The 18,842-nt window shown below is 54.5% G+C and carries 17 protein-coding genes and 2 pseudogenes; 7 read left to right on the top strand and 12 right to left on the bottom strand.

Annotated elements, in window-relative coordinates; translation table 11 throughout:
* Positions 1-7 precede the first annotated feature (7 nt).
* Entirely contained in the window at positions 8-574 is a 567-nt protein-coding gene (gene mntP / locus IM300_RS14390) for a manganese efflux pump MntP (RefSeq protein WP_063449661.1), read from the top strand.
* Here the strand turns inward: mntP and rlmA are convergent.
* The 6 genes and pseudogenes from rlmA to mgrB form a co-directional block, all read right to left on the bottom strand.
* Positions 571-1,386, bottom strand: a complete 816-nt coding sequence (rlmA, locus tag IM300_RS14395) for a 23S rRNA (guanine(745)-N(1))-methyltransferase (protein WP_193037061.1) — start codon at positions 1,384-1,386, stop codon at positions 571-573. The two genes, mntP and rlmA, sit on opposite strands and share 4 nt — an antisense overlap.
* Before the next feature lie 39 nt (positions 1,387-1,425).
* Positions 1,426-3,171: a peptidoglycan glycosyltransferase FtsI gene (ftsI, locus tag IM300_RS14400; protein WP_193037063.1), complete on the bottom strand. Its 1,746-nt coding sequence runs from the start codon at positions 3,169-3,171 to the stop codon at positions 1,426-1,428.
* Between the two features lie 216 nt (positions 3,172-3,387).
* On the bottom strand, positions 3,388-3,597 hold the full coding sequence (cspE, locus tag IM300_RS14405) for a transcription antiterminator/RNA stability regulator CspE (RefSeq protein WP_001062678.1): 210 nt from the start codon (positions 3,595-3,597) through the stop codon (positions 3,388-3,390).
* A 12-nt stretch (positions 3,598-3,609) separates the two neighbouring features.
* Positions 3,610-3,754: pseudogene (locus IM300_RS14410) on the bottom strand (DUF2627 domain-containing protein).
* A 670-nt stretch (positions 3,755-4,424) separates the two neighbouring features.
* The gene (locus tag IM300_RS14415) at positions 4,425-4,712 is read right to left on the bottom strand and encodes a YebO family protein (RefSeq protein ID WP_193037065.1); all 288 of its coding nucleotides are present in this window, start codon (positions 4,710-4,712) and stop codon (positions 4,425-4,427) included.
* A 74-nt stretch (positions 4,713-4,786) separates the two neighbouring features.
* The gene (gene mgrB, locus IM300_RS14420; RefSeq protein ID WP_063868482.1) at positions 4,787-4,930 is read right to left on the bottom strand and encodes a PhoP/PhoQ regulator MgrB; all 144 of its coding nucleotides are present in this window, start codon (positions 4,928-4,930) and stop codon (positions 4,787-4,789) included.
* Between the two features lie 160 nt (positions 4,931-5,090).
* Between mgrB and IM300_RS14425 the strand changes: the two genes are divergently transcribed.
* Positions 5,091-5,330, top strand: coding sequence for a YobH family protein (locus IM300_RS14425; RefSeq protein WP_063449624.1), 240 nt, complete (start codon positions 5,091-5,093; stop codon positions 5,328-5,330).
* Positions 5,331-5,394: 64 nt separating this feature from the next.
* Here the strand turns inward: IM300_RS14425 and kdgR are convergent, their stop codons facing one another.
* Positions 5,395-6,186, bottom strand: coding sequence for a DNA-binding transcriptional regulator KdgR (gene kdgR / locus IM300_RS14430; RefSeq protein WP_193037067.1), 792 nt, complete (start codon positions 6,184-6,186; stop codon positions 5,395-5,397).
* Between the two features lie 178 nt (positions 6,187-6,364).
* On the opposite strand from kdgR, the pseudogene IM300_RS14435 reads away from it, so the two are divergent.
* A pseudogene (locus IM300_RS14435) lies at positions 6,365-7,738 on the top strand (MFS transporter).
* A 52-nt stretch (positions 7,739-7,790) separates the two neighbouring features.
* On the opposite strand, the gene htpX reads toward IM300_RS14435, so the two are convergent.
* The 4 genes from htpX to IM300_RS14455 all read right to left on the bottom strand — a co-directional run bounded on the left by htpX (position 7,791) and on the right by IM300_RS14455 (position 12,214).
* Entirely contained in the window at positions 7,791-8,672 is an 882-nt protein-coding gene (htpX, locus tag IM300_RS14440; RefSeq protein WP_063868480.1) for a protease HtpX, read from the bottom strand.
* Positions 8,673-8,865: 193 nt separating this feature from the next.
* Positions 8,866-10,914: a carboxy terminal-processing peptidase gene (gene prc / locus IM300_RS14445; RefSeq protein ID WP_063868479.1), complete on the bottom strand. Its 2,049-nt coding sequence runs from the start codon at positions 10,912-10,914 to the stop codon at positions 8,866-8,868.
* A 19-nt stretch (positions 10,915-10,933) separates the two neighbouring features.
* Positions 10,934-11,620, bottom strand: coding sequence for an RNA chaperone ProQ (gene proQ / locus IM300_RS14450; protein WP_006811005.1), 687 nt, complete (start codon positions 11,618-11,620; stop codon positions 10,934-10,936).
* Between the two features lie 96 nt (positions 11,621-11,716).
* Positions 11,717-12,214, bottom strand: coding sequence for a GAF domain-containing protein (locus tag IM300_RS14455; protein WP_193037069.1), 498 nt, complete (start codon positions 12,212-12,214; stop codon positions 11,717-11,719).
* A 132-nt stretch (positions 12,215-12,346) separates the two neighbouring features.
* Between IM300_RS14455 and yebS the strand changes: the two genes are divergently transcribed.
* The 4 genes from yebS to IM300_RS14475 all read left to right on the top strand — a co-directional run bounded on the left by yebS (position 12,347) and on the right by IM300_RS14475 (position 18,097).
* A complete protein-coding gene (gene yebS / locus IM300_RS14460) occupies positions 12,347-13,630 on the top strand; it encodes a membrane integrity lipid transport subunit YebS (RefSeq protein ID WP_193037071.1) in 1,284 nt (427 codons plus the stop codon).
* On the top strand, positions 13,599-16,232 hold the full coding sequence (locus IM300_RS14465) for a PqiB family protein (RefSeq protein WP_102750892.1): 2,634 nt from the start codon (positions 13,599-13,601) through the stop codon (positions 16,230-16,232). The genes yebS and IM300_RS14465 overlap by 32 nt, the downstream gene beginning before the upstream one ends.
* Before the next feature lie 77 nt (positions 16,233-16,309).
* The gene (gene rsmF / locus IM300_RS14470) at positions 16,310-17,752 is read left to right on the top strand and encodes a 16S rRNA (cytosine(1407)-C(5))-methyltransferase RsmF (RefSeq protein WP_370552239.1); all 1,443 of its coding nucleotides are present in this window, start codon (positions 16,310-16,312) and stop codon (positions 17,750-17,752) included.
* 105 nt (positions 17,753-17,857) lie between these two features.
* Positions 17,858-18,097: a YebV family protein gene (locus IM300_RS14475; protein WP_006176013.1), complete on the top strand. Its 240-nt coding sequence runs from the start codon at positions 17,858-17,860 to the stop codon at positions 18,095-18,097.
* 34 nt (positions 18,098-18,131) lie between these two features.
* Here IM300_RS14475 and pphA read toward each other — a convergent pair whose 3' ends face one another.
* Positions 18,132-18,776 carry a protein-serine/threonine phosphatase gene (pphA, locus tag IM300_RS14480; RefSeq protein WP_131636898.1) on the bottom strand — a complete coding sequence of 215 codons (645 nt, stop codon included), beginning with the start codon at positions 18,774-18,776 and terminating at the stop codon, positions 18,132-18,134.
* Between the last annotated feature and the right edge of the window lie 66 nt (positions 18,777-18,842).

Here is an 18,842-nt window from a genome sequence, read left to right on the forward strand (position 1 = left end):
CGCGCTTATGAATATCTCCGCTACGATCCTCCTGGCCTTTGGCATGTCAATGGACGCATTTGCCGCCTCTATCGGTAAAGGTGCCACCCTCCATAAACCTAAATTTTCCGAAGCCCTGCGTACCGGTCTTATCTTCGGCGCTATCGAAACGCTGACGCCGCTTATCGGGTGGGGTCTGGGGATGCTCGCCAGCCAGTTTGTGCTGGAGTGGAACCACTGGATTGCCTTCGTGCTGCTGGTCTTTCTCGGCGGCCGGATGGTGATTGAAGGCTTGCGGGGCAACAGCGATGAAGATGACGCGCCGCTGCACCGCCACGGCTTCTGGCTTCTGGTGACCACCGCTATCGCAACCAGCCTGGACGCCATGGCCGTCGGTGTCGGTCTGGCGTTTTTGCAGGTCAATATTATCGCCACCGCGCTGGCGATTGGCTGCGCGACGCTTATCATGTCAACGCTGGGGATGATGGTTGGCCGGTTCATTGGCCCGCTGCTGGGTAAACGAGCCGAAATTTTGGGCGGTATCGTGTTGATCGGGATTGGTGCCCAAATCCTCTGGGCACACTTCGCGGGTTAATCTTCGCGCTGCCAGCAATGGATGCTGAAATCCGTCTGGCAGCGAAATTCTGTCTGCGCTGCCAGCGTTTCCCACACCGCGGGTTTTGCCCGCCACGCAAACGGCGTCATTTGCAGTAACGCCACGGCTTCGCTTCCCTGTAACGTTATTTCATACGCCACCGACAGCTCCTGCTTTAACGCAAAGCCCGCCAGCTGTTCTGAGTGAGGCGCATGCAGGTGCACTTCATCATAAATTAGCCCTTTCAGCTCCAGCAGATGACGAGGCCCTGGCGTAACGGTGATAACCCACCCGCCGGGCTTAACCACGCGCGCCAGCTCCTCTGCCTTGCACGGCGCGTAGATACGCACCACGGCATCCATGCTCGCCTCCTCAAACGGCAGACGGTGGCTGGAGGCCACGCAGAACGTCACCGCGGAATAGCGTTTTGCTGCCGCACGGATTGCCACTTTCGATACGTCCAGGCCGTACGTTTCGGCGCCCTTCTCAGCCGCCACGTCTGCAAACGCTGCGGTGTAGTAGCCTTCGCCACAGCCGATATCCAGCATGGCGGATGCGCCTTCTGTCAGACAGTTACCGAGTAAGTCGACGACACAATCCCTGAGCGGTTGATAGTGCCCGGCATCGAGAAACGCCCGGCGGGCCTGCATCATCTCCGCGCTGTCACCCGGGTCCCGGGAGCGCTTGTGCTGTACAGGCAGAAGATTCACATAGCCCTCTTTCGCCCTGTCAAACTGATGTCCCTGTGGACAGATAAACGTTTTCTCCGCGCGCGTCAGCGGCGCGTGGCAAAGGGGACAGCAGAAAGACATGACAACTCCAGGGCGTAAACCAAAAGGCGAAGTGTACCGCTATTCGCCAGTGTTATAAACGGCTGGGTGACGCATCACAATCAGATGGTCAGAATCTGCCGGCAGCCCGTCAGGCTTTACGTTTTCCAGACGCAGTACGTTCCCCATAATTTCGCTGAAAACGGGCGCAGAAACGGCCCCGCCGTAGTAGGCGCCGTTTTTCGGGTCGTTGATCACCACCACCAGCGCAAAACGGGGATCGCTGGCGGGCGCAACGCCCGCAGTGTAGGCGACGTATTTATCCACATACTTACCGTGTTCATCGATTTTTTTGGCCGTCCCGGTTTTAATCGCCACGCGATAGTTACGCACCGCTGCTTTGATCCCGCCACCGCCGGGTAACGCGACGCTCTCCATCATGTGTTCCACCTCGTGAACAATTTCCTCGGGCATCACCCGTTTGCCGATCACCGGCGGATCGATACGGGTAATGGACAGAGGCCGTTCAATACCATAGCTGCCGATGGTGGCATACACATGCGCCAACTGGAGGGGGGTGACCATCAGGCCATAGCCGAATGCAAAGGTCGCCCGGTCTAACTGGCTCCAGAATTTTCGCTGTGGCAGTAAGCCAGCGCTTTCCCCCGTTAAGCCAAGCCCGGTACTCTCGCCAAAACCAAAGTGCTTATAGGTATCCAGTAACCGTTGCACGGGCATCGCCAGCGAAAGACGGGATACGCCCGTGTCGCTGGACTTTTGCAGGATCCCGGTCATCGTCAGTTCCGGATAGTAGCCCACGTCGCGAATACGATGCCCATCAATAGTGTAGGGATGCGTGTCTATCACGCTGTCAGGCTGAACCAGCCCCTGCTGTAGCGCCGTCATCAACACCAGAGGCTTAACGGTCGAGCCCGGTTCAAAGGTGTCGCTGATCGCGCGATTGCGAAAATCATCCAGCGTTGCCCCTTCCCGATTGTTGGGGTTGAAGTCCGGGAAGCTGGCCATCGCCAGTATTTCGCCCGTCTGGATATTAATCAGTACCGACGCGCCTGACTCGGCTTTGTTCCACGCCACGGCATTATCCAGCGCGTCTTCGGTGATGGTTTGCAGGCGTTCATCGATACTGAGCTGGATATTGTGGGCAGGAACGGGGGCCACCTCAGTGAGGTTCTCCACCACATGTCCATAGCGATCTTTCCTGACCAGCCGCACGCCTGCTTTCCCGGTGAGCTGCGTGTTGAAACTTTTCTCGACGCCCTCAATACCCTGACCATCAATGTTCGTGAAGCCAATCAGGTTAGCCGCCACGTGTCCGGCGGGATAAAAGCGGCGGGACTCATCGCGAAGGTTAATACCGGGAAGATGCAGCTTATCGATCCACTTTGCCTGAGAGGGATCAACCTGACGGGCAAGATAAATGAATCGCCCGTGCGGGTTGCTGTTAATCCGGGATGCGAGCGTGCTCAGAGAAAGATGTAAGGCATTTGCCAGAGCCTGCCAGCGCGAATCAAACCCTACTCCCCCTTTTTCCAGCACGGTTTTGGGATCGGCCCAGACGGCCTGCACGGGTACGCTTACCGCAAGGGGACGCCCTTCACGGTCAACAATCATTCCACGCGGGGCATCTATCGCCACTTCGCGCAGGGAGCGCATATCCTCCTGCTTCACCAGATTATCCGGTTTGATAATTTGTAGCCACGCCACGCGGCCCAGCAGAAACGCGAGGCTACAAAAGATGGCGAGACACAGAAGTGCAAAACGTGCCGGCGTAAAGTTTCCGGTGGTCGTTATTGTCTTTTTTTTCACCTTAACCCCAGGGCTGTTGATCAACGCCCTGATTTAACGGGAAAAACGGATAATAAGACGGGAAAAGAATGCTAATAACCTCACGGGTTTGCAACAAGATACTAACAGAGGTGGATTACGTAATATTTTGAAAAATAAGCGAATAAAAAAGCCCCGCATCGGCGAGGCTTATGTCTGAGAGCGAAGCGCCTGGCGCTTCAGTCAGCAGTGATTCGATCAGATAGCAGTTACGTTAACCGCAGCTGGGCCTTTCTGGCCGTCCTGAATTTCGAACTCAACGTTCTGGCCTTCAGCCAGAGTTTTGAAGCCGTTACCCTGGATTGCAGAGAAGTGTACGAACACGTCTTTGCTGCCGTCAGCAGGAGTAATGAAACCAAAACCTTTAGATTCGTTGAACCACTTAACTTGACCTTTAATCTTTGCCATTTGCAAAATTCCTTAGAGTGTTTTCTTAGCCCGCAGGCTTTGACATAGATAAAACTGAGACATTACTGCTTGAGGCACTAATATAAGGTTCGGCAGAGAAGCGGTATTCAACGACAACGTGTTTACTCAGGACTTCTTTACTGAAAATGCCACACATAAACAGAACTGTACCTCGTTTGACCCAAAACGTGTTATCACACACAACGTTTAATATGGCAAGCCATTTTTAAACGTGTCTCGATCCGCCGCACAAATTCACGTGTTACTCCAGAACAATCTGCACGGTTATGCGTATTGTCAAATGAAGCGCCACCTGATCTAACGGCCTACAGAGAGCCTTGACGCGCCCTGTAATCAAAGACTTTTTAAACATAGCTCAATCATTTCAAAGCGTCCATCCCAAACCCTACTTTTCTTTAAAGGAATGACTGAGTTAGAACTTTTTGTGAAAAGTTATGCTGAAAACATTGCAACGCACCAACGTGTGACAGTGAATATACAAAGTTAATTAGCTATTGCTAACTGTATTAAAATCCACCATTTAATAAGCGTTATTCTGCACCAAAATAATGAAATTTTTATGACTCTGCCTCAAAAGAAGGCAAGCAAAACGTTTCGATAAAAATAAAACACTTTTGGCGAGTTAAAGCACACTATTTATTCAACGAAACGGTATTTGTTAAATAAGGATAAATATTCGCCAGTTTTCAGTGCACTGAAACAAGAGTTAACTACTGCTTAATTCTTAGCGGGGATGTTGCGGGAAAAACGTGATAAGGGAGGAGATTTACGCCGTACGCTCAGGCCACCTCCCCGATCCGTGCAGACTATCGTTCGGCTACCAGGCGAATGAAGTCTTCCTCGTCTTGTTGCGGAGCAGTAGCGTCCTTCGGTATCGCTTTCGCTTCCGGTTCGTTGGCTTCGCACAAACGACGCAGCAACGCATTCTGCCTTTTCTGCTGATCCAGCAACGCTTCCAGCAGCTCAATTTGCTCGTTTGTGCGGGAACTGGCGCGGTTAACGAAGAACCACAGCACCAGGCCAACAGCCAGCACAACCAACACCATTACCAGGGATGCAATGCTCAGCAGCCCCGAATTCAGTAACTCACCCATTTCACCACCTCAGTAAAAACCACTATTTTACCACTGCCGCCACGTAAGAACATCGCTCAGCGTAAAAATGACGTCTACCAGGGGATAAACTTATTGATTGAACAAATGCCGCTAAAGAACTGTACATCCTGATCGCACATCACATTGATAGTCTGCGTCCACAGCACCACGCATGCTATCAACACTATAACCAGAATTACCCAGCGTATTTTTTTCACTCCACACTCCGTCTTATGACCTGATGTAGCCAGGTTATCACGGCTATCTTAAACAGGGGCTAACTGTACCTTCAACTGACTCTTTTCGGAATCGTGCACTTGTTTCACTGCGTAAACCCGTTACGCTTACTCCATGACAACAAAGAAAAAAGAGGCATCGATGCGTTTACTCGTTCGTACGGTAATTGTACTGGCACTTGTGTGGATCGGCCTGCTGTTAAGTGGGTATGGCGTATTAATGGGAAGCAAAGAAAATGCCGCGGGTTTGGGTATTCAGTGTAAATATCTCACCGCCCAGGGGGTAAGCACGGCGCAGTACATCCATTCAGACAGCGGGATCATCGGGCTAAGCAACTGTCCCGTACTGCGTAAGTCCTCTGTCGTGGTTGATAACGGCTAATCCGCGCTGAACTCAATCTGCAAAAACGCCGCGAAAATGCGGCGTTTTTTACTGGCGGCATCGATCAGAACGGGTAGTCGTTATAGCCCATCTGCTCTGAAATTTTGCGCGCTGCGGTATGCAGAATTGCCACATACTCATGAAGACGCTCTTCGGAGAAACGCAGCGTTGGGAACGAGATGCTCAGGCCCGCAATGACAACGCCGAAGCGGTCAAACACCGGCACACCGATGCAGCGCAGCCCTTCTTCCTGCTCTTCGTTATCTTCCCCGTAGCCCTGCTCACGCACGCTATCCAGCACGCGCAGCAGTTCATCCGTACTGGTGATAGTGCGGTCGGTACTTCGCTTGTATTCCACGCCGTCAAGGATTTGCTTCACCTCTTCGCGATCGCGCCAGGCCAGCAGCACTTTACCAATTGCGGTACTGTAGAGCGGGTTACGGCGACCGATGCGTGAATACATGCGCAGATTGTACATGGAATCAATTTTGTGGATGTAAACAATGCTGTCTTCATCCAGTGCGCCGAGGTGAATTGTCTCTTTCGTCAGCCGTGAAAGTTCACGCATCTGAATGTCCGCGCTGCGGATCAGATCCACGTTTTGCAAGGCACGAGCGCCCAGTTCAAACAGCTTCAGGGTCAGAGAATATTTTTCTGATTCTCCTTCCTGCGCGACATAACCCAATGATTTCATCGTCTGCAAAAAGCGATAAACGGTGCTTTTCGACATCATCACACGCTGAGACAACTCTGTAATACCAATTTCACGCTCTTCTCCGAGCGCCTGCAAGATGCCAAACACCTTCAGCACGGAAGAAACAGAATCTGGCTGCTTATCCAAATCTGCGATTGCCATTTATCACCTCATGGAGAGTGTTTTATAAAAATCAGAACCGGTTTTTATTATAAATTCGTGTGATGCGTGCTGCAATCTATCTGGCTTTACTTCGTTACAAATCTGCGACATAAAACCGAAATAACGGTGCTAAAATAGTTACCCTGAAAATAATTTCACGCTGAGTCATTCTTTTCCCATGCAAAAAAACGTTTCTGATGGCCTGCCCTTACCGCAGCGGTACGGGGCAATTGCCACTATTGTCATCGGCATTTCGATGGCCGTCCTTGACGGTGCGATTGCCAACGTTGCTCTTCCTACCATTGCAAAAGATCTTAATGCGTCTCCCGCAAGCTCCATCTGGATTGTGAACGCGTACCAGATCGCGATTGTGATTTCCCTCCTTTAACTCTCTTTCCTCGGCGATATGTTTGGCTATCGGCGGGTTTACCAGTGCGGGCTGGTGGTCTTTACCCTCACCTCGCTCTTCTGTGCCCTTTCTGATTCACTGCACACCCTCACCCTGGCGCGTATCGCTCAGGGCTTCGGCGGCGCGGCGCTGATGAGCGTGAATACGGCCCTGATTCGGCTTATCTATCCTCATCGCCACCTTGGACGCGGCATGGGCATTAACTCCTTTATTGTGGCCGTGTCGTCTGCCGCCGGGCCGACGATTGCCGCTGCCATTCTGTCTGTCGCCTCGTGGCAGTGGCTGTTTGCCATCAACGTGCCCCTTGGCATCGTGGCTATTTTCTTCGCCCTGCGCTATCTCCCGGAAAATGGTCCGAAACGCACCACGCCACGCTTCGACCTGCCCAGCGCCGTGATGAACGCGCTGACCTTTGGCCTGCTGATCACCGCGCTGAGCGGATTTGCGCAGGGGCAGTCGCTAACGCTCATTGCCGCAGAAATCGTTGCCCTGCTTGTTATCGGCTTTTTCTTTGTACGACGCCAGCTGGCGCTCCCCGTGCCGTTACTGCCGGTAGATTTGCTGCGTATACCACTGTTTTCGCTCTCCATTTGCACCTCAATTTGCTCGTTTTGCGCCCAGATGCTGGCGCTGGTTGCGCTGCCGTTCTTTTTACAGAGCGTGATCGGTCGTTCGGAAGTGGAAACGGGCTTGCTGCTCACGCCCTGGCCTCTGGCAACCATGGTGATGGCCCCGCTGGCCGGGTATCTTATTGAGCGAGTTCACGCCGGACTGCTGGGGGCTATCGGGCTGGTAGTCATGGCTGTGGGACTGTTTGCGCTGGCGCTACTGCCCGACTCGCCGGGGGACCTGGATATTATCTGGCGCATGATCCTGTGCGGTGCAGGTTTTGGTCTGTTCCAGTCACCGAATAACCACACGATTATCACCTCTGCCCCCCGCCATCGCAGCGGTGGCGCCAGCGGAATGCTGGGGACGGCACGGCTATTAGGGCAAAGCACCGGGGCCGCACTGGTGGCGTTGATGTTTAACCTTGCCGGGCAAAATGCGACACACGTTGCGCTGATCACCGCTGGGACGCTGGCAACCCTCGCGGCTGTCGTCAGCGGGGTACGTATCACCCAGCCGAAGGCGCAGGCATAAAAAAACCGGGCGGAGAGGGTCTCCTGCCCGGTTTTTATTCATGCGGCTGGTATTACTTCAGGTATTCGCCGCTACGCAGCGCTTCGATACGTTTATCCAGCGGCGGGTGAGACATAAACAGCTCGCTCAGCGACTTAGATTTACCGTTGATGCAGAAGGCCATCATACTGTTCGCTTCCTGCGGCTCGTAGCTGGTTTTCAGACGTTGCAGCGCAGCAATCATCTTCTCACGACCCACCAGTTTCGCTGAACCGGCATCCGCATGGAACTCACGGTGACGGGAGAACCACATGGTAATGATGCTTGCCAGGATACCGAACACCAGTTCCAGCACCATCGAAACAGCAAAATAGATCAGCGGGTTGCCGTTGCTCTCTTCACCCTCATCACGGTTGCCGCCCATAAACCCGGCAGCAATTTGCGCCAGAATACGGGAAATAAAGATAACGAAGGTGTTCACCACGCCCTGGATCAGGGTCATGGTGACCATATCGCCGTTGGCGATGTGGCTGATCTCGTGAGCAATAACCGCTTCCGCTTCGTCACGGCTCATGTTTTGCAGCAGACCGGTACTGACGGCCACCAGGGACGCGTCACGACGCGCACCGGTAGCAAATGCGTTAATATCCGGCGCGTGGTAGATCGCCACCTGCGGCATGGCAATGCCCGCCTGCTTTGACTGCTGAGCAACCGTGCTCACCAGCCACTGTTCCATATCGTTACGCGGCTGCTCGATAACCTCACCGCCCACGGATTTCAGTGCCATCCACTTCGACATCAGCAGTGAAATGAAAGAGCCACCGAAACCAAACAGCAGCGCCATAATCAACAGACCCTGAACGCTGCTCGACTGAATTCCCGTCAGGCTTAGCACCAGCCCGAATACCACCATAACCGCAAGGTTGGTGAGCAGGAAGAGCGCGATTCGCATCATAATATTCTTTTAACCTCAGTTTAACAAAACGCACTATGCGATTACCCACATCGTATGGGTATTGCGGGTATTTTCAAGCATCCAGACGGCGTAAGTCACCAGAAAGACACAACTTTACACAATTGGAAATCTGCCTGACGGAAGGATGCAGAACAAAAAGAAACAGGCACAATCTCTTGTGCCTGTTGGGGAGTTATTTTGCCGGAGCAGGTTGCACGGCAGGTTTATCTTTTTCCAGCGTCGCGAGATCAAGCGCGATATGCACCGTCTCGTCCAGGTACGGATCGGGCTCCTGGTAATCCTTAGGCAGATCGTCCAGTTTTTTGAGCAGAGGCTTACCTTCACGCTTGAAGCGATCGTTGATACGCGCCAGTCGCGTCGCGTCATCTTCATTGTTCTCTTTCTCACGCTGGGCGTAGTTCAGAGACACAATGTTCCGTTTCGCTTTCAGAGCGTTGAAACGCGCAATGTCCTTCATGATGTACTGGAATTCAGGATCCTTCCCAATGCGATCGTTATGATTTTTCAACAGTTCCGGTCCGAACTGCTTCATATCACCCGATTTCACGAATGTCGCGGCATCGATGCTATCCCACGGCAACGCGTTATCTTCAAACTTCTCGCCGGTTTCCGTCTCTTCGGTACCTGTCGGCATCATGATGTCCGGCGTGACGCCTTTACGCTGCGTACTGCCGCCATTGACGCGGTAAAACTTCTGAATGGTGTACTGTACTGAACCCAACGCCGGCCATTCAGGGCGCAGCATCTGGTCATAAATACGGTTCAAAGAGCGGTACTGCTGTACGGTGCCCTTGCCAAACGTCGGTTCGCCGACAATTAACGCCCTGCCATAATCCTGCATGGCGGCAGCAAAGATTTCCGATGCTGAGGCACTGAAGCGATCGACAAGGACCACCAGCGGCCCCTTATAGTAGACCACGCCATCGGTATCGGCATCTTCACGCACTTTACCGTTGTTATCGCGCACCTGCACCACCGGGCCAGACGGGATAAACAGCCCGGACAGCGAGACGGCTTCGGTCAGTGCCCCGCCGCCGTTGCTGCGCAGGTCAATGATTACGCTGCTGACATTCTGCTTCTCAAGCTTCTGTAGCTGCACTTTCACGTCATCGGTCAGGCCAACGTAGAAGCCCGGGATATCCAGTACGCCAACCTTCTCTTTCCCCACGGTTTTCACCGACATTTTCACCGCGCGATCTTCCAGACGGATACGCTCACGGGTCAGGGTAATGATGCGGGTTTTGGTGCCCTTACCGGCTGGCAGGATCTCCAGGCGCACTTTGCTGCCCTTCGGCCCTTTGATCAGCGCAACAACGTCATCAAGACGCCAGCCAATCACGTCCACCATGCTCTTTCCGGTCTGACCAACACCGACAATGCGGTCGCCTACGCTGATCGCTTTGCTTTTAGACGCAGGGCCGCCGGCCACCATGGAGTTGATAACGGTATAGTCATCGTCCATCTGAAGCACCGCACCGATACCTTCCAGAGACAGGCTCATTTCGGTATTGAACTGTTCGGTGTTACGTGGAGAGAGATAGTTGGTGTGCGGGTCAATTTCATGCGCAAACGCGGTCATCGCCAGTGAAAAAACGTCTTCACTGTTGGTCTGCGCCAGACGACGAATAGCGAACTTGTAGCGACGGTTTAACGTCTCACGGATCTCTTTCTCGTCTTTGCCGGTGAGCTTGAGGCTCAGTTCATCATATTTGACTTTTCCGTCCCACAGCGCATTCAGCTCAGCCTCGTCTTTCGGCCATGGCGCTTTGCTGCGGTCCAGATTAAAGGTGTCGTTGCCGGTGAAGTCCATTGGACGTTCCAGCACTTTGAGCGCGTATTGATAACGTTCAAAACGGCGCTTTTGCGATAAGTTGTAGAGATCGTAAAACAGATCCAGCTTTCCGGAGCGCAGCTCATCACCCACTTCGGATTTGCGTTTCGCGAACTGTTCGACATCGCTGGCCAGCAGTACGTTATGGCTGTAATCCAGCAAGTTCAGATAACGGTCAAAGATTTTGGCCGAAAAGGCCTGATCGAGATCGAACTGACGATAGTGCGAACGAGTAAAGCGCGACGTCACGCGCTCACTCACCGTCGCGTGCTGAGTCTCTTCCTTGAGAACCGGAATTTGATCGACACGCGTAATATCGTCCACAGCGAAAGCGTGGCCTGTTATAGCAAACAGGCCAGCCAACGCGGTGAGCTTAAAAAAAGTGTTCATGCCAGGCTCGGCCTCCGTTTCAGAACAACAAGTGTTCTGCGCGTACAATCATTGACATACCAGAAGTCAGCTGTACACGAACGCCATCTTTGGTGATTTCCAGTACGGTGGCGTCCATCGCGTTGTTACCCGCTTTCACCTTCAGAGACTGACCCACGCTCAGCGCATTGATGTCAGAAACCGGGGTGTGGCGCGGCTCTTCGCGCGGCGCACGTGGGGCTTTAGCTGCTGGTTTGTCAGCACGCGGTTTGCGATCGTTATTTTCTGCACGACGCGGTGCCGGACGCGGTTTACGCTCGCGACGAGGGGCGTCTTCCTGACCGTTTGCCGCTGCGGCTTCGCGTTTTTTCGCCTGCTGTTCCGCACGCTGTGCCTGCACGCGAGCTTTGGCTTCTTCAAGCTGCTTACGCGCATGTTCTACGTGCTGTTCGTCCAGCTCACCGCACGGGTTGCCGTCAAGGTCGACACGGGTCGCACCCGGCTTGATACCGTACAGGTAACGCCAGCTCGAGGTATAAAGGCGTAATGCAGAGCGAAGCTGCGTTTTGCTGAGGTTCATCTCCCCCTCAACGCGCGCGACCAGATCCTGAAAGATACCGACTTTCAGAGGACGCGCTTCACCTTCAGCGCTGAAGCACTGCGGGAAACGCTCGGCCAGAAATGCGATAACTTCTTTACTGCTATTCAACTTAGGTTGATTTTCCATGAAATTTCCTGATTACAACGGACGTTGCCAACAAGCGCAGGCATGAACAGGCGACATTATAATGACGCTATCAGTAAATGCTACGTTATCCGTTGATTATCCTGCGACGCTCGCAAAGAATTTATGATAATCGGTCTCTGCAAGAACATTTTCCAGGTTCGCCGCAAGCGTGCGCAGCCCCTGTTCGTCCTCGACAGTGAAGCGGCTGAAGACCGTGCTGTCGATATCCAGAACGCCAATAATCTGATTTTTTACCACCAGCGGCAGTACGATTTCAGCGTTGCTTGCGGCATCGCAGGCAATATGGCCGTCAAACGCGTGGACGTCTTCAACGCGCTGAACCTCACGCGTTGCCACGGCGGTACCGCACACGCCACGTCCTACCGGAATGCGAACGCAGGCCAGCTTGCCCTGAAACGGCCCAAGCACCAGCGTGTCGTCTTCCAGCAGATAAAAGCCGACCCAGTTCACGTCAGAGAGGCGCTCGAAGAGTAACGCGCTGGTATTTGCCAGAGTGGCTAAGAAACTGGTTTCCCCTGCCATTAATGCTTTAAAATCGCGATTCAGATCCGCGTAGAATTCTGTTTTGTTCATTCTTCAATCACTTAGTTAACTTACAAATTTACCGCATAGCCTATTAAAATAAGCATTAAATGCGCTCATGCTCAAGATGAATCCGTACATGAGTTATTATAACTTTCAACAATACTAAACCGTGCGCGACTCATGGCCATAAAAACACCCAAAATTACGCCGACAGGAAAGATCGTTATCCATACGGTAAGCGAAGCTTTGCCTCGTGCACATTATCAGCGTTGCCCCCAGTGCGATACGCTTTTTATGTTGCCGAAGATGAAATCGCACCAAAGCGCCTTTTGTCCTCGCTGCGATGCCAAAATTCGCGATGGACGAGACTGGTCGCTAACGCGTCTGGCCGCAATGGCGGTCACCATGCTGCTGCTGATGCCGTTTGCCTGGACCGAACCGCTGCTGAAGCTCTATCTTCTGGGCGTGCGCATCGACGCCAACGTATTTCAGGGGATCTGGCAGATGACGCGCGAGGGCGATCCGCTCACCGGCGCGATGGTGCTGTTCTGCGTCGTCGGCGCACCGCTGGTGCTGGTCGCGGCGATTGCCTACCTGTGGTTTGGCAATATTCTGGGGATGAACCTGCGCCCGGTTCTGCTGATGCTGGATAAGCTCAAAGAGTGGGTCATGCTGGACATCTATCTTGTGGGCGTCGGCGTGGCCTCCATCAAGGTGCAGGACTACGCGTTTTTACAGCCCGGCATTGGCCTTATTGCGTTCATATCGCTGGTCCTGCTGAGCATTTTGACCATGATCCATCTGAACGTTGAACAGCTCTGGGAGCGCTTTTACCCCCAGCGCCCCGCGACACGGCCTGATGAAAACCTGCGCGTCTGCCTGGGATGTCATTACACCGGTTTTCCGGATAAACGCGGCAGGTGCCCACGCTGCCATATTCCGCTAAGATTGCGGCGCAACAATAGCCTGCAAAAATGCTGGGCGGCGCTGATCGCCTCTCTGGTATTTTTGTTACCGGCCAACATGCTGCCCATCTCGGTGATTTACGTGAACGGCGCCCGCCAGGAAGATACGATCCTCTCCGGGATCATTTCTCTGGCGCACAGTAACGTGGGGGTCGCCGCGATTGTTTTTATCGCCAGTATTCTGGTGCCCTTTACCAAAGTGGTGGTGATGTTTACGCTACTTATCAGCATTCACTTTAAATGCGAACAAGGACTCCGCACCCGCATCCTGCTTCTGCGATTCGTGACCTGGATCGGTCGCTGGTCGATGTTGGATCTGTTCGTGATTTCGCTGATGATGTCGCTCATCAATCGCGATCAGTTACTTGCTTTTACCATGGGACCCGCAGCTTTTTATTTCGGCTCTGCGGTGATATTGACTATTCTTGCAGTGGAATGGCTGGACAGCCGCTTACTTTGGGACGCACATGAGTCAGGAAACGCCCGCTTCGCCGACTGAAGCGAGAATTAAAACAAAACGTCGTATTTCGCCATTCTGGCTGCTGCCTGTCATCGCGCTGATGATCGCAGGCTGGCTTATCTGGACGAGCTATGAAGATCGCGGAAGTACCATCACGATTGATTTCCAGTCTGCGGACGGCATTGTCGCCGGTCGTACCCCCGTTCGCTTCCAGGGGGTGGAAGTGGGTACCGTGCAGGATATCTCTCTCGGCAAAGGGCTGAACAAAATCCAGGTGCGGGCGAGCATTAAGTCCGATATGCAGGACGCGCTGCGCGCCGAAACGCAGTTCTGGCTGGTAACGCCAAAAGCCTCGCTGGCCGGCGTTTCCGGGCTGGATGCGCTCGTGGGCGGTAACTATATCGGCATGATGCCCGGTAAAGGTGAGCCGCAGGATCACTTCGTTGCGCTGGATACGCAGCCAAAATACCGGCTGAATAACGGCGATTTGATGATCCATCTCCGCGCGCCGGATTTAGGATCGCTGAACAGCGGTTCTCTGGTCTATTTCCGCAAAATTCCGGTTGGCCGCGTGTACGATTACGCCATTAACCCGAACAAAGACGGCGTGACCATCGACGTGCTGATCGAACGGCGCTTTACCAGCCTGGTGAAAAAAGGCAGCCGCTTCTGGAACGTCTCCGGCGTCGATGCCGATCTGAGCTTAAGCGGTGCGAAAGTGAAGCTTGAGAGCCTGGCGGCGCTGGTGAATGGCGCTATCGCCTTCGATTCCCCGGAAGGCTCAAGCCCTGCCGCCGCTGAAGATACGTTTGGCCTGTATGCTGACCTGGCGCACAGCCAGCGCGGCGTCATCGTCAAGCTGACCCTGCCGGATGCTAAAGGACTGAAAGCCGGCTCGACCCCGCTGATGTACCAGGGATTAGAGGTCGGCCAGCTGACGAAACTAACCCTCAATGCAGGCGGCTCCGTCACCGGCGAGATGACCGTGGATCCTAGCGTTGTCGATCTCCTGCGGGAGAAGACGCGTATCGAGCTGCGTAATCCGAAGCTGTCGCTCAGCGACGCCAGCATCAGTTCACTGCTGACCGGCAGTACCTTCGAGCTGATCCCGGGAGAAGGCCAGCCGAATAAAACCTTTGTTATCGCCCCGGCGGATAAAGCGCTGCTGCAAAAGCCGGGCGTGCAGACGATTACCCTGAACGCACCGGAGAGCTATGGCATCGAAGCCGGACAGCCGCTGATCCTGCACGGTGTGCAGGTAGGCCAGGTTCTCGAACGTAAGCTGACAGAAAAAGGGGTCTCCTTCTCCGCCGCCATCGATCCGCAGTACAGCAATCTGGTGCACGGCGACAGTAAATTTGTGGTCAACAGCCGGGTCGACGTGAAGGTGGGCCTGGACGGCGTTGAGTTCCTCGGCGCCAGCGCCAGCGAGTGGGTCAACGGCGGGATCCGCATTCTGCCGGGCAGCAAAGGTGCGTTGCGCGAGAGCTATCCGCTGTTCGCAAATCTGGACAAAGCCATTGAAAACAGCATGGGCGACTTGCCGACCACCACGCTGACCTTAAGTGCTGAAACGCTGCCGGATGTCCAGGCGGGCTCCGTGGTGCTCTATCGCAAGTTTGAGGTCGGGGAAGTGATCACCGTTCGCCCTCGCGCGGACGCGTTTGATATCGAACTGCACATCAAGCCGGAGTACCGCAAGCTGCTCACGCCAAACAGCGTGTTCTGGGCGGAAGGCGGCGCGAAGGTGCAGCTTAACGGCAGCGGCCTGACCGTACAGGCGTCTCCCCTCTCCCGTGCCCTGCGCGGTGCGATCAGCTTTGACAACCTGAGCGGCGCGGGCGGCAACATGCGTAAAGGTGACAAGCGGATCCTCTTCCCGTCTGAAACCGCAGCGCGCGCCGTCGGGGGACAGATTACGCTACATACCTTTGACGCCGGTAAACTGGCGGAGGGGATGCCTATCCGCTATCTCGGCATTGATATCGGGCAGGTCCAGAAGCTGAAGCTCATCACCGCGCGCAATGAAGTCCAGGCCACCGCCGTGCTTTATCCGGAATATGTGCAGACGTTTGCCCGCGCTGGCTCGCGCTTCTCGGTGGTTACGCCGCAAATTTCTGCCGCAGGGGTTGAGCACCTCGACACTATACTTCAGCCGTACATTAACGTTGAACCGGGTCGCGGCAACGCGCGTCGTGAGTTTGAGTTGCAGGAGGCGACCATCACCGATTCCCGCTATCTGGACGGTCTGAGCATCGTGGTTGAAGTGCCGGAAGCCGGTTCGCTGGGCATCGGCACGCCGGTGCTGTTCCGCGGCATTGAGGTAGGGACGGTAACCAGCCTGACGCTGGGTAATCTGTCCGATCGCGTGATGGTCGGCCTGCGCATCAGCCAGCGTTATCAGCATCTGGTCCGCAACAACTCGGTGTTCTGGCTGGCTTCAGGTTACTCCCTCGACTTCGGCCTGACCGGCGGTGTGGTGAAAACGGGGACCTTTAACCAGTTCATTCGCGGCGGCATTGCCTTCGCGACGCCGCCTGGTACGCCTCTGGCACCTAAAGCGCAGGCAGGTAAACACTTCCTGCTACTGGAAAGTGAACCGAAAGAGTGGCGCGAATGGGGCACGGCGCTGCCGCGTTAATCTCGCAGGCTCCGGTGTCAACGCGCCGGAGCCTTTATGTTACACTGCGCGCCTGAATGTTTCCCTGTGGTGTGCCCGTGGCTCAAAACTCCGTATTTCTTCCCGAACAATTCCTCGCGCAGATGCGCGAGGCGCTTCCTGCTCATCTCTCATTCGACGATTTCGTCGCCGCCTGCCAGCGCCCTTTGCGCCGGAGTATTCGCGTCAATACGCTAAAAATCAGCGTCGGGGCATTTCTGGATCTCGTCTCCCCCTACGGCTGGCAGCTGACGCCGGTGCCGTGGTGTGAAGAAGGGTTCTGGATCGAGCGGGATGACGAGGAAAGCTTGCCCCTCGGCAGCACCGCCGAGCACCTGAGCGGGCTGTTTTATATTCAGGAAGCCAGCTCCATGCTGCCGGTTGCCGCGCTGTTTGCCGATGATAACCAGCCTGAACGGGTGATGGATGTCGCCGCGGCGCCGGGCTCTAAAACCACGCAGATTGCCGCCCGGATGAACAACCGCGGCGCGATCCTCGCCAACGAATTTTCCGCCAGCCGCGTGAAGGTTCTGCACGCCAATATCAGCCGCTGCGGGATCCACAACGTCGCGTTAACGCACTTTGACGGTCGCGTTTTTGGGGCTGCCCTGCCGGAAGCCTTTGATGCCATCCTGCTTGATGCGCCCTGCTCCGGCGAAGGCGTGGTGCGCAAAGATCCTGATGCATTAAAAAACTGGTCCGTTGAAAGCAACCTTGAGATCGCCGCCACGCAGCGTGAACTGATCGACAGCGCGTTCCATGCCCTGCGCCCCGGCGGCACGCTGGTTTACTCCACCTGCACGCTGAACCGCGATGAAAACGAGGATGTCTGCCTGTGGCTGAAGGCGCGCTATCCGGACGCCGTCGAGTTTTTACCGCTGGATACGCTGTTTGACTCGGCCAGTGAAGCCGCCACGCCTGAAGGCTTCCTCCATGTCTTCCCGCAGATTTACGATTGCGAAGGTTTCTTCGTCGCGCGCCTGCGTAAAACCGGCGCCGTAAAGCCCCTGCCCGCGCCGACGTTTAAGGTCGGTAAATTCCCCTTCACGCCCGTTAAAGGCCGTGAAGCGGCACAGGTGGAGGCGGCTGCAAACAAAGTGGGACTGCGCTGGGATGAGAGCCTGCACCTCTGGATGCGTGACAAAGAGCTGTGGCTGTTCCCGACCCATATCGAACCGCTAATGGGTAAAGTGCGTTTCTCCCGCCTTGGTATTCGCCTGGCGGAGATCCACAACAAAGGCTATCGCTGGCAGCATGAAGCAGTCATTGCGCTGGCTGGTCATGGAAACACGTTCGCCCTGACGCATCAGGAAGCGGAAGAGTGGTATCGCGGTCGTGACGTGTACCCGGAAAACGGTCCGGCGCAGGATGAAACGATCGTGACGTATCAGGGCTTTCCGCTGGGTCTGGCGAAAAAAGTCGGCTCGCGGCTGAAAAACAGTTATCCGCGTGAACTGGTTCGCGATGGCCGTCTGTTTACCGGTAACAGCCGCACCGCCTGAAAAAAACGCATTTTTTTACTGGCGATTTCGCTTTCCTTGTCTAGGATCAAAAATGGGTGACTGCACTGGTCATACCAGATTTTGGGCAACAAACCGGAGAGCATTATGACGAAAACCAGCGTACGCATTGGCGCTTTTGAAATCGACGACGCTGAATTGCGCGGCGAAGCACAAGGCGATCGAACGTTAAGTATTCCCTGCAAATCCGATCCGGATTTGTGCATGCAACTGGACGCCTGGGATGCAGATACCAGCGTCCCGGCGATCCTTGATGGGGAACATTCCGTTCTGTACCGTGAGCATTACGACAGTAAAACCGATGCCTGGGTCCTGCGTCTTGCCTGACCCAAAGAGAACCCGCCCGAAGGCGGGTTATTTATTACTGAAGCTGCACCAGCGTCAGGAAGCCCCCAAACACCGCCCCCGTATCGATATAGTGCAGATTGTTAAAGTCATACCGCTTGTCTACGGGCGTGTGTCCAAACCAGAAGTGATCCGCCCCGCTAACGCCCTGGCCTTTACCCACCATAAAGCCCATTAAACGATCGCGGTCCCACAGCACGCGCCTGGCATCAACCGGCTTTTGCCAGACATATTCGGCTGAGGGATAATCCGCATGAGCCACAACGTTCAGGCCATTTATGCAGGTTATTTCAATGACGTGCGGTAAGGTCCGGCAGGCGTTGAGTAACGTCAGCGCCTGTTTTTGTTGCTCACCCTTAAGCGCGCTAAACCAAATACCGCCATTTACCGACCACAGGCTAAAATCATTATTTTCCAGCGCATCTAACGCCATTTGCTCGTGATTGCCGCGCACCGCATAAAACCAGTTTTCCTGTATCAGCTGTAAACATTTTACGCTGTCAGGCCCGCGATCGATAATATCTCCCACGGAGATCAGCAGATCCGTATCAGGATTAAAATGCCGACGTTTCAGCGCATCTAAAAGCTGCTGATAGCAACCATGAATATCGCTGACAACCCAGACATGACGCCAGTCTTTACCCTCTATTTTCTGATACATAAGCCCTCCATTCTGAAGTATAGCCGCAGCAGAAAATGTCCAGTCAGATATTACAAACCCCAACAA

Origin of the sequence: Enterobacter cloacae complex sp. I2 (assembly GCF_014896205.1) — a bacterium.
GTDB lineage: Bacteria > Pseudomonadota > Gammaproteobacteria > Enterobacterales > Enterobacteriaceae > Enterobacter > Enterobacter quasihormaechei.